11 protein-coding genes and 2 pseudogenes are annotated in these 15,374 nt (G+C 66.5%); 3 read left to right on the top strand and 10 right to left on the bottom strand.

Translation table 11 applies throughout. The annotated features are described in order from the left end of the window. Positions 1-7 precede the first annotated feature (7 nt). The 8 genes and pseudogenes from G4G31_RS27620 to G4G31_RS15830 all read right to left on the bottom strand — a co-directional run bounded on the left by G4G31_RS27620 (position 8) and on the right by G4G31_RS15830 (position 8,436). Positions 8-1,084, bottom strand: a complete 1,077-nt coding sequence (locus tag G4G31_RS27620) for a heme-degrading domain-containing protein (protein WP_267873618.1) — start codon at positions 1,082-1,084, stop codon at positions 8-10. After that, complete coding sequence (locus G4G31_RS15850) at positions 1,054-2,196, bottom strand: glycoside hydrolase family 9 protein (protein ID WP_267873617.1); 1,143 nt, start codon at positions 2,194-2,196, stop codon at positions 1,054-1,056. The genes G4G31_RS27620 and G4G31_RS15850 overlap by 31 nt, the downstream gene beginning before the upstream one ends. Further along, positions 2,193-3,527, bottom strand: coding sequence for an MFS transporter (locus G4G31_RS15845; protein WP_182988469.1), 1,335 nt, complete (start codon positions 3,525-3,527; stop codon positions 2,193-2,195). Before G4G31_RS15845 ends, G4G31_RS15850 begins: the two co-directional genes overlap by 4 nt. Beyond that, on the bottom strand, positions 3,517-3,714 hold the full coding sequence (locus tag G4G31_RS28540; RefSeq protein WP_308622176.1) for a glucokinase: 198 nt from the start codon (positions 3,712-3,714) through the stop codon (positions 3,517-3,519). The genes G4G31_RS15845 and G4G31_RS28540 overlap by 11 nt, the downstream gene beginning before the upstream one ends. 94 nt (positions 3,715-3,808) lie before the next feature. Continuing rightward, positions 3,809-3,856: pseudogene (locus G4G31_RS28535) on the bottom strand (hypothetical protein); the annotation flags it as partial. Between the two features lie 91 nt (positions 3,857-3,947). Continuing rightward, positions 3,948-4,535: pseudogene (locus G4G31_RS28530) on the bottom strand (glucokinase); the annotation flags it as partial. A 25-nt stretch (positions 4,536-4,560) separates the two neighbouring features. Next, on the bottom strand, positions 4,561-5,904 hold the full coding sequence (locus G4G31_RS15835) for a GH1 family beta-glucosidase (RefSeq protein WP_182988468.1): 1,344 nt from the start codon (positions 5,902-5,904) through the stop codon (positions 4,561-4,563). Positions 5,905-5,997: 93 nt separating this feature from the next. Continuing rightward, entirely contained in the window at positions 5,998-8,436 is a 2,439-nt protein-coding gene (locus G4G31_RS15830; protein ID WP_182988467.1) for a TonB-dependent receptor, read from the bottom strand. 307 nt (positions 8,437-8,743) lie between these two features. On the opposite strand from G4G31_RS15830, the gene G4G31_RS15825 reads away from it, so the two are divergent. Further along, positions 8,744-9,754 (top strand): LacI family DNA-binding transcriptional regulator, encoded by a 1,011-nt coding sequence (locus G4G31_RS15825; protein ID WP_182988466.1) that lies wholly within the window; start codon positions 8,744-8,746, stop codon positions 9,752-9,754. 1,356 nt (positions 9,755-11,110) lie between these two features. Here the strand turns inward: G4G31_RS15825 and G4G31_RS15820 are convergent. Next, positions 11,111-12,268, bottom strand: a complete 1,158-nt coding sequence (locus tag G4G31_RS15820; protein ID WP_182988465.1) for a hypothetical protein — start codon at positions 12,266-12,268, stop codon at positions 11,111-11,113. A 219-nt stretch (positions 12,269-12,487) separates the two neighbouring features. On the opposite strand from G4G31_RS15820, the gene G4G31_RS15815 reads away from it, so the two are divergent. Then, positions 12,488-12,925 (top strand): universal stress protein, encoded by a 438-nt coding sequence (locus G4G31_RS15815; RefSeq protein WP_182988464.1) that lies wholly within the window; start codon positions 12,488-12,490, stop codon positions 12,923-12,925. Between the two features lie 422 nt (positions 12,926-13,347). Then, entirely contained in the window at positions 13,348-14,397 is a 1,050-nt protein-coding gene (locus G4G31_RS15810; protein WP_182988463.1) for a site-specific integrase, read from the top strand. Here G4G31_RS15810 and lpxO read toward each other — a convergent pair. After that, positions 14,381-15,280: a lipid A hydroxylase LpxO gene (lpxO, locus tag G4G31_RS15805; RefSeq protein WP_182988462.1), complete on the bottom strand. Its 900-nt coding sequence runs from the start codon at positions 15,278-15,280 to the stop codon at positions 14,381-14,383. The two genes, G4G31_RS15810 and lpxO, sit on opposite strands and share 17 nt — an antisense overlap. Positions 15,281-15,374: the final 94 nt, after the last annotated feature.

Genomic DNA, 15,374 nt, shown 5'->3' with positions numbered 1-15,374 from the left:
CATCTCCTCAGGCGCCGCGCTTGAACCAGGCACGCAGGGCGCACACGACCAGTGCATGGTCCTGCGGCCCCGGCAGACCGGAGACCGTGATCGTGCCGATCTGCCCGCTGCCCTCCACGACGATCGGGAACGCCCCGCCGTGGGCGGCATAGTCGCGCGCATCGAACCCCGGCATCGCATCGATGTCGCCGCCGCGCGCCAGCACCTCCGTATGCACGTAATACGAACTGTGTCCGAGCCGGTTCGCCAGGTTGGCCTTGCGGCGGATCCACTCGGCGTGGTCGGGCGGCGCGCCGTCCGTCGCGTGCGCGAACAGCAGCGCGCCGTTGCGGCGGATTTCGATCGTGACCGGTTTGCCCGCCTCTCGCGCCAGGGCCACCAGGCGCATGCCGATGTCGAGCGCGTCGGCATTGCTGAAGCGTTCGAAGCGCAGCTGTTCTTCTTCGCGCAGCAGGTCGTCGAGGTTCGCGAGGGGTGGCTTCATCGTGGTTTCCTTCGGCGTCAGGGCCCGCAGGGCCGCCGTCACGTAGACGAGCGGCGCGTTCCAGTTGATGGCGACCTCGTTGCTGGCATAGCTGCAGGCGTGGTCGAGATAGGACAGTGCCGGCAGGCGCGATGGATAGGGCGGGCACTCCGCCTTGTCCTGCTGGAGGGGATTGGGTCCGCCGGTGACGAAGCCGGGCACGGGCGCCGCCAGCTTGTAGCCGATCGAGGGCCGGTGATGCGGATGCAGCGAGGGGCGCGCACCGAAGCCGGTGACGAAGGAACGGGCCGTCGGATTGCGTCCCAGGACCCAGTCGAGGCCGGACTGGGCCGCCGCCAAGTATTCCGGCTTCGGATTCAGGCGGTAGCCCTGCAACAGCAGCATCGCTCCGTTAAGCATCACGGCATTGCTGCCCCAGACAAAGTCCGGTCCTTCCATCCAGACCCGGTAGCCGGCAGCCTTGGACTGCCGTGCCAGGCGCGCCGCCAGCGCATCGACGCCGCGGGCGACCAGGGCGCGGTCCTCCGCACGGCCCAGGCGCGCGCGGTGGTGGGCGAGCGACATCCACGCTAGCGCGCGCACGTCGTCCCAGGTCGGCACGGTGGTGGGAGGGGGTCCAGCTGCATCGCCGCGCCATAGCTGTCCTTCCCGGTCGTGATGTAGAGCTCGGCCGCCGCCCATGCGCGTTCATCGGCCAGCTGCGTGTCGCCGTACTCGCCGGTCAGCACGTCGGGAGGATTCTTGAAATGGACGGCGGGATGCGCCTGCGCCCAGCGCCATGCCGCTTCGGCAGCGGCCAGCATGCGCTGCGACAGCCCCGGCCAGCGCCCCTCGTAAGCGGCCACGACACGGCTGGCCACCGCCATCGTCGCGGCAAAGTCGAGCGCCGCCGCCGTGCTCTTGGCCACCACATGGCGCGGTTCGCGCATCGCTTCGTGCGGCAGCACCATGGCGTCGAAGCGCAGGTTGGTGAGCTTGTGGTAGACGCCGCCATCCTGCGGATCCTGCATCGCCAGCATCCAGTCGAGGTTCCACATGGCCTCATCCAGCAGGTCGGGCACGGCGTCGCCGGATTCAGGGATGTTGACGTCCTCGCCGCGGTAGGCGTCCGGGAAATGCTCGAGCAAGGCCAGCAGCGTCCAGGTCGAGATGGCGGCGCTCGGGACGTACTTGTTGTAGTCGCCTGCATCGTACCAGCCGCGCGGCGCGGCAATGACGGTGCCGGCCGGGCGGCCTGGCGAGGCCGCCGAGGCGTGCACCAGCACGGTGTCGTCAGGGTGCCCGGCCGCGCGCGCGTATGCCCCGGCATGCCGGACGTCCAGCGCGATGCCGCTGCGGTTGAAGTAGAAGGCTTTCAGGGCCGCCGCGCCAAGCGAACGATAGGCATCGGGGGCGACGACGAACCGGTCCGACAGCGGCAGCCCGGGCACGCGCAGCCGGTAACTGCCCGACGCCGCGAGCCCGCTGAAGTCGGCCACGCGTACCCGCTCGGCGGAGGGCGCCCACGACACCGGCGCGGACAAGGCGGCCGCAAACACGCGCTTGCCGTCTTCGCCGACGACCTCGAACCGGTCGCCCGCGCCGGCCGGCAGCACCGCCAGCTTCTGCGCGCCAGGCAGGAAGCCCAGCCCGTTCACCTTGATCGGCGCGACCGTCGGCGCGGCGGCAGCTGGTCCGGCCACCAGCGACAGCAGGCAGAGGAAGCGCCTCATGCCGCCACCGCTTTGCCGTCGGCGTCGATCGCGACCGCGCCCGGATCGGCCTGATGGAAAGGCGCACACCAGGTGGCGATAAACGAGGGAATGGTCGCCACCATGACGAAAGCGAAGTAGCTGACATAGCCCAGCATCTCCTGCAGGTGGCCGCTGACGACGCCCGTGACCATGCCGCACAGGCCCATCACCCCGGTACCGAAGGCATAGTGCGTGGTCGTGTATTTGCCCGGCGCGAGCTGCTGCATCAGGTAGATCATGAAGCCGACCGCACCGAAGCCGAAGAAGAACTTCTCGATGACGACGCCGGCCGCGATGACGAACAGGCTCGATGGCAGGTAAATGCTCATCAGGAGGAAAGTCACGTTCGGAATGTTCACTGCGCAGCAGAGCACGAAGAGCGTGGCTTTCAGGCCGCGCCGGGCCACGTACCAGCCACCCAGCAGCGAGCCGACCAGCACGGCGGCCAGCCCGTAGGTGCCATAGACGAGGCCAAGCAACTCGTTCGACATGCCGAGTCCGCCTTTCGAAGCCGGGTCGACCATGAAGAAGGGCCCGATCTTTTCCAGCAGCCCGATACTGAGGCGGAACAGGAAGGCGAAGGCCAGCATGCGCCAGATCCCGCGCTTCCTGAACAGCGTGACGAAAGCGTCGAGCAGGATGCGCCCGGCGTCGCGCACGGAAGATGGCGTGTCGGCAGCACGCGCGCCATCGGGCATGGTGCGCGCATGCCAGGCCGCCATCAGCAGCGTGACGCCCGCCACCAGCAGGAAGATCACGCGCCAGGCATCGATCCAGTCCGGTCCGAACACCCTGGCGTCGTGGCCGTAGACATGGCTGTGCAGGTAGCCGCTCAGGTAGACCATGCCGCCGGAAGCGACGATCGGACCGATGTTCCAGGACAGGCTCTGGATGCCGCAGTACAGCGACTGGGCGCGGGCATCGAGCGAGGTGACATACACGCCGTCGCTGGCGACGTCCTGGGTGGCGCCGACGAAGGACAGCGCGAAGAAGGCCGCCATCAGCACAGTCATGTATCCCGGCAGGCTGAAGGCCAGGGCGACGCCGGCGAAACCGGCCCCGATCAGCACCTGGGCCCACAGCACGAAAAACTTCTTGGTGCGGTACATCTCCACGAAAGGCGCGAACAGCGGCTTGATCGTGTAGGCCAGGATCAGCAGGCTCGAATACCCTGCTGCGCGGCCGTTGTCCATGCCCAGGTTCTTGAACATGATGGCGGTCACGCTGGTGAGCATCACATAGCCGAGCGCCATCGTGAAGTAGCCGCTCGGTACCCACAGCAAGGGCGAGCGCATGGGCTTAGCCTGCATGTGCGATCTCCCGCGTGGCGCTGGTTTCCAGTGTGGCCGCCAGCAGGGCGGCCGCGCCAGTCAGTGCAGGGTAGGGCGCCGTCACCACCCAGGTAGGGATGGCGGCGGTGAAGCCGGTGAAACGCCCCTTGTGCTCGAAGCGCGCGCGAAAAGGGGAACGCGCGAACCAGGTACCCAGGCGCGGCACCACGCCGCCGCCGATATAGATGCCGCCGCGTGCCCCCCTGGGTCACCGCCAGGTTGGCCGCCACCGTGCCGAGCATGCCGGCAAAGCATTCGAGGGTCTCGAGGCAGAGCGGGTCGCGCCCGTCGAGTGCATGGGCGACGATCGTCGGCGTGTCGAGCGGGAGTGCGGGCTTGCCGGGGCGGCCGGCCGCAAGGGCCCTCGTGGATCAGGGCAATGCCCGGCCCCGACACGAGGCGCTCGGCCGACACGTGCTCGTAACGCTCCCAGCAATGGCGCAGCACCGCCACTTCGCGCTCGTCGGCCGGCGCGAAGGAGACGTGCCCGCCCTCGCTGTGCAGCGGCGTCCACGAGCCGTCCGTCGCCGGGACCAGGCCCGAGACACCGAGCCCTGTGCCGGCGCCGACCAGCCCGATTGCGCAGCCGGGACGGGCCACGCCGCCGCCCACCGGGCCAGCTCGGCGCCGGACAGGCGCGGCAGGCTCATCGCCAGGGGCCGTGAAGTCGTTCACCACCAGCAGCGTGTCCAGGCCCAGTTCGCGCGCCGCGAGCCGGGTGGAAAACGCCCAGTCGTGATTGGTCATGCGGACCGCGTCGCCATCGACCGGGTTGGCAATGGCCACCACCGCGTGGCGCACGCGCTGCAAGCCGGCGCCGGCGCCGGCCAGGTAGGCCGCGGCGGCGTCTTCGAAGCGCGGATAATTGGCGCAGGCCAGCGTGCGCGCCAGCGACAGCTTGCCCGGCGCGCGCTCCAGCGCGAACCGGGCGTTGGTGCCGCCGATGTCGGCCACCAGGCGCGGTCCGTCCGTGTAGATAGAGTCCATCAGCGTATCCATGCTTCCTCCATGTCTAGGCGCGGCTGCGCGCGGCCAGGAAATCGCGGTACCAGTGGGCACTCGCCTTCAGCGTGCGCTGCTGGGTGGCATAGTCGACGTGGACGATGCCGAAACGCTTGCTGTAACCGGAATTCCATTCGAAATTGTCGAGCAGGCTCCAGAGGAAGTAGCCACGCACGTCGACGCCGGCATCGATGGCTGCGCGCAGCGCGTCCAGGTGTGCTTCCAGGAAGGCGATGCGCGCCGCGTCATCGACGCTGCCGCCGACCACGCTATCGGCGCTGGCCATGCCGTTCTCGGTGATGTACATGGGCGGCAGGTCGTATTCGCCCCGCAGCTTGAGCAGCAGCTCGGTCAGGCCCTGCGGGTAGACTTCCCAACCCATGTCGGTGGTGCCGTGCGGCGCCGGCGGGGGCAGCCCCTCGGCGCTGCACCAGCTGCGGAAGTAGTAGTTACAGCCCAGGAAATCGAGCGGCTGGGCAATGGTCTCGAAGTCGCCCGCGTGCACGACGGGGGCGTTGGCGCCGTGGCCGCGCAGGGCCAGTTCCGGATAGCGGCCCTTGAAGATCGGATCCATGAACCACTGCACCGAGCGGGCATACTCCCATTCGGCCAGCGCGCGGTCGGCTGCGGAATCGGTGGCCGGGTCGGCGGTCCACTGGTTCAGCACGATGCCCAGCTTCGCCTTGCCGCCGGCGGCCCGCATCGCCTGCATCGCCAGGCCGTGCGAGAGCAGCAGGTGGTGCGACACCTGCACGCTCTGCTTGAGGTCCGCCACGCCCGGCGCGAACTGGGCATTGCCGTAGCCGAGGTTGGCCGTGCACCAGGGTTCGTTGTGGGTCGCGATCGTCGCGATACGGTCGCCGAAGCGGCGCATCACCTCCTGGGCATAGTCGGCAAAACGTGCGCAGGTATCGCGATTGAGCCAGCCGCCTTCATCCTGCAGGCCCTGGGGAAGGTCCCAGTGGTACAGGGTGAGGTGGGCCTGGATCTCGTGGCGCGCCAGTTCGTCGAGCAGGCGGTCGTAGAAACCGAAGCCGGCCGGATTCCACGCGCCTTTGCCGGCCGGCTGCACGCGCGGCCAGGCCATCGAGAAGCGGTAGGCATCCACGCCAAGGCCGGCCAGCAGCCCCACGTCTTCGCGGTAGCGGTGATAGTGGTCGCAGGCGACGCTGCCGTCGCTGCGGTCGAGGATATTCGCGGGGTTGGCGCAGAAGGTGTCCCAGATCGACGGGCCCTTGCCGTCGCTCCTTGCCGCCCCCTCGATCTGGAAGGCGCTCGTGGCCACGCCCCATGTGAAACCCGGCGGAAAAGCGCTGGCCGCGACGGCGCGGCTTGAGGCAGATATGGTATTCATGAATGCTCTGGTTGGTGAAGGCGGGTGCCGGCCCGCGTCCATGGCGCGAGGCATGGACGGGGCAAGCGTGGTGCAGGTGACTGGCCCGCGGCGTCAGAAATCGAAGCCGGTGTTCAGGCCGATCGTGCGCGGCGGCTTGTACTGCGCCAGCCAGGGACCGAAGCCGTTGAAGGCGCTGGTCTTGATCTTCTTGTCGTTGACGTTGCGCACCCAGGCATCGATCCACCATCCCTTGCCGTTCTGGTAGCGCAGGCCGATGTCGCCCGTCGCATAGGCTTCCTGGCGGTCTTCCGGCCCCAGGTTGAACACCGACAGTTCCGCATCGGTCTCGTAGTGCGCCGTGATGCGCGGGACCAGGTTGGCGCCGTCGGCCAGGCGGAAGGTGTGCTGGTACTGGATGGTGGTGGAAAAGCGCGGCGCATGCGGCATCTTGTTGCCGCTGACGTCCAGGCAGGTGGCGATGCGGGTGTCGACCGTGCAGGGCGGCAGTGCGTAGTCGTTCGAGCCGGCGACCAGGCGGCCCAGCTCCGCCTTGAGGAAGGCGAGCGTGATGGAGAGGCGGTCGCTTGGGGACAGGCGCGCCGCGATTTCCGATTCCAGTCCGTAGACCTTGGCGCCTTCGGCATTCTCGATCGCCAGGCCGCGGCTGCCGTCGGAGAAGTTGACGGGCGAGTTGAACTGGAAGTCCTTGAAGTTCGAGTAGAAGAGGGCGTTATTGACCCGCACGGCGCCGCCCATGAAGGTGCTCTTCGAGCCGATCTCGTAGTTGGTCAGGGTCTCGGGCTGGTAGGTCAGGCCGCGGTCCTGGGTGCCGCCCGACTTGTAGCCGGTGGCGACGCTGGCATAGACCATGTTGTTGCGGTCCAGGTCGTAGTTCACGCGCACCAGGCCGGTCACCTTGCTGCCCTTGAACACGCCATCGTTGCCGGGGACGTCTTCCTTGAAACCCTGGCCCGGCAGGCGCGGGTCCATCGACGGGTTGAGCGGCAGCTGCGGCGCCGTCGCATCGTAGGCCCAGGTATAGGCACGCCCGCCGACGTTTTCGCGGCGGTCGTGGGTGTAGCGCAGGCCGCCCGTCAGGTGCAGGGCATCGCTCACGTTCCAGGTGGCCTGGCCGAAGGCAGCGCGTGATGCCACGGTCTCCTTCGGCTGGATGAAGGAACCCTGCCAGACGACGGTGCCGTCCTCGGTGCCGTTCATGATCGGGATGTCGAAGCGGATGTCGTTCTTTTCCGCGGCGTAGTACAGGCCCGCCTGCCAGTCGACGGTGCGCGCGCCCAGCGACTGCAGTTCCAGTTCGTGGCTGTGGCTGCGGTAATGCGAGTCGGTCGTGGTGTGCTCCTGCCAGACCCCGCCCGAGCGGATGGAAGTCGGCAGCACGGAGCCGCCATCCTGGTCGAAGCGCATCGAGCCGCGGTAGGCCGAGACGCCGGCAATATAATGCAGCGCCAGGTCCGGGCTCAGGTCATAGCTCAGGCGGCTGCGGATGTTATGGCTGTCGCGCTTGATCCAGGGCGCGCTATCGGAGAGCATCGACCAGTGGTCCTGGCCGGGACGCGGCTGCTGCATCAGGTTCGCGCTCGGCGTGCCGCGGTCGGCGAAGTTTTCGTAGGCGACGTTCCAGTGCACGCTGGGCGTGATGTTCCACAGAAGGCTGACGCGCGCAGCGGTCTGGTTCTGGGCGTTGTACTTGTCGCCGCCGATGACGTAGTTGTTCCCGTTGATGGGGCGGAAGGCGGCCGGGTCGCCGCCGGCGGCCACGAAAGCGGCGCGCTGGCTCTCGATCGGCACGCCCGGGAAGTTCTGGTAATCGACATAGCCGTCGTGCTGCTCGTGGACGATCGCGAAGCGCAGCGCGGCGGTATCGGACAGCGGCACGTTGACGGCGCCGCGCGCGCCGAAGCGGTGGTAGTCGCCGATGCCGCCCTCGACGTAGCCGCTGCGGCTGTTCAGTTCCGGCTTGACCGTCTGGATGTTGACCGCGCCGACCGTGGAGTTGCGGCCCCAGAGCGTGCCCTGCGGGCCGCGCAGCACCTCGATGCCCGCGACGTCGAACATCAGCGCGGTGGCGCCTTCCGCACGCGGCGAATAGACGTTGTCGACAAAGGAGGCCACTTCCGGATCGGCGTACTGGGTCTTGGCACTGTCGTTGCCGATGCCGCGCAGCGTCATGGTGGTGACGCCATGGTCGCCCTGGGCCGTGGCCTGGAAACCCGGCACCAGCGCGACGACGTCGAGCATGGTCTGGACGTGGTTGTCGGCCAGGTTAGCGGCGGAAAGCGCCGTGATGGCGATCGGCGTTTTCTGCAGCGGGGTGCTGCGCTTGGTCGCGGTAACGCGTACTTCGGGAATGACCTTCGAATCGGAGCTGGCCACCGCTGGCTGGGCGTTGCCTGCCGCCGGGGACTGGGCAGCGGCTTGCGTGTCGGCGTTTTGTGCCTGGGCGCTGCCGATACCGGCCAGCAGAGTGAGGATGGCGAACTGGATCTGGGCGTTGGCGTGCCGCCCGCGTTGCGGTGCAGAGGTTTCCATGCGTGTCTCCGATTGGAATTATTGAATGACTGGTTGACCGGCCACTTTTCTAAGAAATCGGTTTCATTGGCCGTGAAAACGATTTCATGGTACATTTCGTCTCGTTTGGAAGTCAAACAATTTTTACAACGAATTTTCGGCAGGTTATCCCGACCCCGTTATGAAACGCTTTCATGTTGCTTGTGCCGAGATGCGGCCCGGCGTGTCGGCTGCTCCGGTGTCGACCGCAGCCGTCGCCGTGATGGCAAAGTGATAAAACCCTGCGTGCTATACTCGACCTACCCCTGAAGGCGCCGCTTACAGCCCCATGAAAACCGACGACAGCACCACCACCCTGTACGAAGTCGCCAGCATTGCCGGCGTGTCGCCCGCCACCGTATCGCGCTTCCTCAATGGCACGGCCAAGGTCTCGGACGACAAGCGCCGTACCATCGAACGCGTCATCGAGGAACTGAACTACAAGCCGAACCGCCTGGCCCAGAGCCTGAAGATGGGCAGTACCCGCACCATTGGCGTGCTGACGCAGTCGCTCGAGAGTGGCTACTTCAACCAGGCGATGATCGGCATCGAGGATGCCGTCAAGGGCTCCGGCTACGCGCTCCTGATCATGAGCGGCCACTGGCATGCGGACGAGGAGGCCGAGCGGGTCGAATTGCTGATCGGCCGCCGCGTCGATGGCGTGGTCATCCTCACCGGCAAACTCAGCGACGAGCAGATCCGCAGCTATTCGCAGCGCGTGCCGATTGTCGCTTTCGGCCGCAAGCTTGCGGGCGAGCGCCTGATGGGCTTTTCCCTCGATAACTACCGCGGCGCCTGCGACGCCGTCGAACACCTGGTGGAGCAGGGCCACCGCCGCATCGCCTTCATTGCCGGTCCGGAAGACCACGAGGACGCGCGTGCACGCCTGGCCGGCTACCGCGACACGCTGGCGCGCCACAAGATCGATATCGATCCGAACCTGATCGTGCCGGGCGACTTCCACGAGTCCGGCGGGCTGCTGGCCGTGAATGGCCTGCTGGCCTCGCAGCAGCGCTTCACCGCCATCTTCGCCAGCAACGACCTGAGTGCCTATGGCGCGCGCCTGGCCCTGTACCGCCGCAACATCCGCGTGCCGGAAGACATTTCCATCGTCGGCTTCGACGATCTGCACAGCTCGATGTACACGACGCCGCCACTGACGACCGTGCGCCAGCCCCTCTACGACGTAGGAATGGGGATCGGCAGGATGATGCTGGGGATGGTGGGGCAGAAGGGCGGAGAAGTGGAATTGCCGTCGCTGAGCCTGGTGGTGCGGGAGTCGGTGCGCAGGATTGCGTGAGCGGCGGGCAGGGCGGCGCGATTGCATCGATGTCCCGGCTGCGCACGCGCGGACCGGCCTGGTTTGCTAGCGTCCCTGGACGAGGAACCTATGCGCGCAGCAGGGCGTCTGCCGGTGTGCGGCTCCCTGCGGATACCCCATCCCATCGCCGCAGGAGCGGACGGAAGTGCCCGGAAGATCCGGGTACGCGGCATGGAATCGCGGCTGCATTGCGTGCGTCGCGTCGGCACTGCTTGAGGTCCGGACATCCGCTTCGCAAATAGCGCTGACATTCGTGCTCGTTGAACACCGGGCGACCGTTCCAGCCACCGCGCTTGTGAAACCGGTTTCTCCAACTCGACATTAGCAAATATATTGTCGAGTTTTGTAGCGGCGCCCGGAATGGTGCCAGGAAGGCGAGGTTCGCTCGACCTTCCCGCTTGCCTGGGCCGGACGTGAAGCAGCCGCGTTCAGAACTGGGTGTGTGCGTCGATCCGCCATGCAGGCGCTGCCGTCACCCTGATCTGGCGGGTCGATCCAGCCTGCGGCAACTCCTTGGCACCCGCTTTGCCCGGTGTTCGGTCCTCCGGGCCGCGACGACAACGCTTATCGTCCTCTCGGAATGGCTGCAAGTCAGGCTGGCGGAAACGCCTTGCCGCGCATCGGGCGGGGCCCGATGAGTCACTAGCGCTCCGGTTCGGTCGTCGAGGGAGCCGTGCGGTCCAGGCTGGTGGCGGATGTCAGTGCTCCCTGGTGCGCGCAAGCGATCATGTCCTTGCAGCCGGGCCCATGCTACGCGGCGGGCGCATTGTGGTTCCCTTGTCGGGCGGCGCAGCGCCTCGGCGGCCGATCGCTTCGGCCGCGTGCGCCGGCGCGAACGCCGCGAAACCTGGCCACCACGGCGTGCCCACGGGACGGTCGGCACGCAACGCGAGCACGACTTGCGTCGTCGATCGCGTCGCCAGGGACCGTGTCTTGTGATGCACGCCGGGCTGTCGCGGTAACGACCACCTCTGGTGGCGAACGCGAGCATCGACCCGTGTGCAGCCCGTTGCGCTCGCGAGTCCGCGCAGAAGACAGGTGCGACACGCGCTGGTGGATCGTCCCGGGGAGTTCATCCGCAGGCGAACGCCAGGCGAAATCGGGAAGGCGGGGCACGTCCACGGCGGCGGACGGGAACACCCGAGGGATCGGCCGACTGCCAGGTCGAGACCAGGCCTGGAAGCGGCCCGGCGTCCATCCCTGCAAGGCGCCACTCGCGGCAAGCGTCCCGTCTTGGCGAACAGGGCATAACCAGTCCCACGCCCGCATAGCGCATTTAACATAATATAGATTATGCGCTGTTATGGCAGGCTGGAGATACTCCCGGCTTTTCCCTCAACCATCGCCGTCGGCATGGCGTGCATCCGCAAACCTGTCACGATCACGGGCATTGGGCGTCCAGTCCGAGAATCCCGTGCGCCTGACAGTCAGGATCGGATATGCGTGCTCGCCGCCTGATTCCTCGTCCATGTCCGCCGCCTTCGCAATGCCGCCAACGAAGCCCTCGTGCCTGGACGGTTCGTAACAGAACGCCAGGATGCGCTGGCTGCGATGGCTGCGCGCGCCGGGGCCGCCGTGTCCTCCGATCCGCTTGTTCTTCAAGGACAGCAAGGCGTTGCACAGGTCGTCCCAACCCGAACCGGTGGCCTGGGCCGGCGTCCAACCACGCACGAGATCGAACGCCTGCCCAATGCGCGGAAATAACATGGCGCCAGGCTGGGGCCGTGCATGGGCTGCCGCGCGCGTGAAGAATCCGACGAGCATCCTTCCCAGCGTCAGGCCGCAGCGCCGGCCGAACACGGACGGTGCCCCCATCCATGGCGAACGCCAGTCGCGGTCATACGGAGGGACAAACCCGTAGCTGCCGGCGGTCCCGACGATCTGCGCAGGCTGCGAATTCGGTGTGACGACGTACCAGCCCCGGGCACGGGTGTTGGCCTGGTCCAGCGCAGGATAACCTGTCTGGAAGTCGAGGCCCGACAGCAGCAGACTCGACTGATGCGTCGACAGGTACAAATCCGCCGGCGGCCAGGCCGACAGCAGCGCGTATTCCTTGCGCGAGGACGCGTTATTGTGGACGTGCACAGTCGGGAGCTGCGCACTGAAGGCTGTCGTCCGCTTGGCCTGCAGGATCAGGCCGGACGCCGCCACTGCGGTACGGGGCACGGGCGACGATGGCCTTGCGCGGATTTCATCGATGAAAAATACCGCCGCGTCCCCTACTTCCACCTTGTTGTGCCAGACCTTTGGCGTCGATATGGAAGCCAGGTAAGGACGCTTGTCGATCCAGTCAAGCTGGACCGTGACCCTCGTCCCGGGCGTGCGGTGCGCTTGCGAGGCGGCGCGCAGGATGGCTGCCAGTTTGCGCAGGAAAGCACGCTGGGCGAACAGGTTGCCGAGCCGCTCCAGCTCGGTCGTCGCCGCGGGGTTCCGGTGGAGTTCGAAGAGCACCTGGTCGATGTCGTCGGCATGAGAGCGGTTCAGGATGAACATGGGACCCTGTGAAATGGCGGTGACTGTGGACTTGCGCGCGCGGCGCAGGCAAGTCCGACGCATCACAGCAGGCAGCGCTACAGGATATCCTTGATGTTTCGTCAACACAAGCTGACGCCCCCATGCGCACTCGATTGAGCGCGATCAAACCGGGAGCACCGACCGGCGCGAGACTGGCGACGACGCGGCGCCCGCCGCCGCAGCCACTGAGGAGCGGCCATGTTCAAGCACATCCTGCTACCGACGGACGGGTCGGAACTGTCCCAGCGCGCCCTGCTCGCGGGCGTGAGTTTTGCGAAGGAGGTCGGTGCCGAGCTCACCGGCATCACAGTGCTGCCGGCATTTCGCACCTTCACTTTCGACGCCGAATCGATCGAGATGACCGAAACGGATTACCTCGCAAACAGCGAACGGCGCGGTGCCGGCTACCTGGCGGTCCTGGCCGACGCGGCGCGCGCCGTTGATGTGCCGTGCAGCACGCTGCTCGCCCGGTCGGACCGGCCTTACGAGGAAATCCTGCGCGTTGCGCGCGAACGCGCCTGCGACCTGATCATCATGGCCTCGCACGGGCGTCACGGGGTTGGCGCCATGCTGCTCGGCAGCGAGACGCAGAAGGTTCTGGTGCACAGCGCCATTCCGGTGCTGGTGTACCGCTGACAGGCGCTGTACCCTTCCTCTCAACTTCAGGCAGTCCGGCCGTGGCGGCGCGGCGCCGGTTGCGGCTGGGATCGGAGGCGTTTCGGCGAACATGCCTGCCAGGAGACGGGCCGTGCAGACTGACCGAGCCGCATTGCGCCGGTCGACCACCCTCCTCGATTTGCACAGCCCTGCCCGTCTCCCGTCAAGCCTTGCCGCTGCAGAGACGCCAGTGTTACACGTCTGCGAAGGTTGCGTTCCTTGCGTTTCCGCTCCTGGTTCGGGTCGACGAATGGCCGCCCCCGCTTTTGCTGGCCTGCCTTGTGTAGAGTCAGTTTATCCGGTAGTCCGCATCCGTCAGGATATAGGTGTGTATCGGGCGTCTCGTGGGTTAGTTACCATTTTATGTTAAGGTATGCCATCCCCATCCGACACATTTCGCCATGCGCACCCTGACGTCGTGGAATGCCGACCCGATCCGGTCATTCAAGCAGTTCCTTACCTCCGAGGCCTTTGCCGAGACTGGCCGCCGTACGCGCGCCGACGGCACCCTGCGCTTGCTCTCGGCCGCGTCGGCGAAGATCTATGTCTTCATGTTCGGCAGTTTCGCGGACTGGATGGCCGAACAAAGGCTCAGCTTCTCCACCCTCACCCAGGCTGACCTGGAACGCTTCGTGAACCGTACCGTCAAGGGCAAGCGTGTCCTCAACAGCAAGATCGCCTATCGCTACCTTCGCCTGCTGGAACGGTGTTATGAACATCTGGAAGTGACGCCCAACCCGGCACAGCAGGCGATCCTCGCCATCGACCGCGCCCACATGACGAAGGACGAGGCCGGGCGTACCCTGTCCGACGAACAACTGGAGCGCTTTTTCGCCGCCCTGACGGCGCAGGCTCCCCACCCGGGACGCACCAGCGCGTTCGCTGGCTGGAAGCGCCGGCGCGACCGGGTCATGCAGGTCGTCATCGCGCTGGCGGGCTTGCGGGTGTCGGAAGCGGTCGGCCTGCTCGTACCCGAAGTGGGCAGGCAGGCCGCGCTCGACGGGTCGATCATGCTGGCGATCACCCCAGAGGAAAAGCACGATACCAGCCATGAACACGAGGTGAATCTCCCCCGTCGTGGGGCCGAGGAGCTTCGCGCCTGGCTTGCCGAGCGCGAAGCGATGGCGATTCCTGGGCAGTTCGTGTTCCCGGCCAACCTGAGCGGCGGCCGGATGACGCGCAAGACCGTCTACATGCAGATGCGTGCGACCTTCGAACGCGCGGGCATGGACCTGGCGCGCTCCGGGGGCCGGACCTTGCGCAACACCTTCGCGAGGCAGCAGCTCGACAAGGGCACCCAGCCCGAGGAGTTAAAGGACGTGCTCGGCCTGGCTTTGGCCCGCTCCGTCGAGGACTACAAGCTCACCCGCGTCATACCGGATCCCGACAGCGCGGATCCCGAAAGTCCGGGTGCCGATGACGACAATCCGCCGCTCAGATCCAGTAGATGAGCGCCGCCAGGCCGGCGATCAGCGCGACCTTCGTCACCTTATAGGCCGTCTTGTTCCAGGCCTTGTAGCGCCGGCGGTAGCCGCCCATCACGTGTGAGATGCGGAACAGTTTGCTCACCAGGCCAGTCTGGTCGCCGGTTTCGTTGGGCGAGCTCGCCGCCGTCATCATGGTGCGACCCAGCCAGCGGTTGATCGCCCCCATCCAGCGGAAGCGCAGCGGACGTTCGACGTCGCAGAACAGGATGATGCGGTCGGTTTCGCTGCCGTTCACGGCCCAGTGGATGAAGGTTTCATCGAAGATGACGCCCTGGCCATCGCGCCAGCTGTGGCGCTCGCCGTCGACCTCGATGAAGCAGCGGTCGTCGTTCGGCGTGGCCAGGCCCAGGTGGTAGCGCATCGATCCGGCGAAGGGATCGCGGTGCGGGTTGAGCCTGGCGCCCGGGGGCAGCTCGGCGAACATGGCGGCCTTCACCGAGGGAATCGACTGCAGCAGGCGGTAGGTCTGGGGGCAGAGGCGCTCGGCCGAAGGATGGCTGGCGTCATACCATTTCAGGTAAAACCGTTTCCAGCCTGTCTTGAAGAAGGAATTGAAGCCGGCGTCGTCGTTCTTTTCGGCGGCCTTGATCTTCTTCATGGCCAACAATTGCTCGGCCTCGGCGCGGATGATCTGCCAGTTCTGCTGCAGTGGCGCGAGCTCGGCGAAATCCTGTACGGGAATGTAGGGCGTGCTCGGCACCCGCGAAAACAGGTGCATGAAAAAATTGATGGGGGCCATGAACGACGAGTGGTCGAACAACTGGCGGCCGAATGGCAGGCGCACCTTGCCGCGGAAGTGAATGTGGAGAACCGTCAGGAAATAGAAACCCACCACTGTCCACTTCATGTCGCCCTCCCCCGAACGCGCCCGCAGGCCGTCGTCGATTTACATAGGGCGCAAGAATAGCATATCCGCCAGGGACTCGTCGGTGCCCCCGGCG

Origin of the sequence: Massilia sp. Se16.2.3 (genome assembly GCF_014171595.1) — a bacterium.
Lineage (GTDB): Bacteria > Pseudomonadota > Gammaproteobacteria > Burkholderiales > Burkholderiaceae_D > Telluria.
The sequence above is the reverse complement of the archived record's forward strand: the minus strand, read 5'-3'. Positions and strand labels throughout refer to the sequence as shown.

What these genes read in the sequence shown, in the direction of transcription:
- G4G31_RS15815 (WP_182988464.1), top strand. Translation starts at nt 12,488, where the DNA reads ATGTTCAAGCACATCCTGCTACCGACGGACGGGTCGGAACTGTCCCAG.
- G4G31_RS15845 (WP_182988469.1), bottom strand. Translation starts at nt 3,527, where the DNA reads ATGCAGGCTAAGCCCATGCGCTCGCCCTTGCTGTGGGTACCGAGCGGC.
- G4G31_RS15810 (WP_182988463.1), top strand. Translation starts at nt 13,348, where the DNA reads ATGCGCACCCTGACGTCGTGGAATGCCGACCCGATCCGGTCATTCAAG.
- G4G31_RS15825 (WP_182988466.1), top strand. Translation starts at nt 8,744, where the DNA reads ATGAAAACCGACGACAGCACCACCACCCTGTACGAAGTCGCCAGCATT.
- G4G31_RS15850 (WP_267873617.1), bottom strand. Translation starts at nt 2,196, where the DNA reads ATGAGGCGCTTCCTCTGCCTGCTGTCGCTGGTGGCCGGACCAGCTGCC.
- G4G31_RS15830 (WP_182988467.1), bottom strand. Translation starts at nt 8,436, where the DNA reads ATGGAAACCTCTGCACCGCAACGCGGGCGGCACGCCAACGCCCAGATC.
- G4G31_RS15835 (WP_182988468.1), bottom strand. Translation starts at nt 5,904, where the DNA reads ATGAATACCATATCTGCCTCAAGCCGCGCCGTCGCGGCCAGCGCTTTT.
- G4G31_RS15820 (WP_182988465.1), bottom strand. Translation starts at nt 12,268, where the DNA reads ATGTTCATCCTGAACCGCTCTCATGCCGACGACATCGACCAGGTGCTC.
- lpxO (WP_182988462.1), bottom strand. Translation starts at nt 15,280, where the DNA reads ATGAAGTGGACAGTGGTGGGTTTCTATTTCCTGACGGTTCTCCACATT.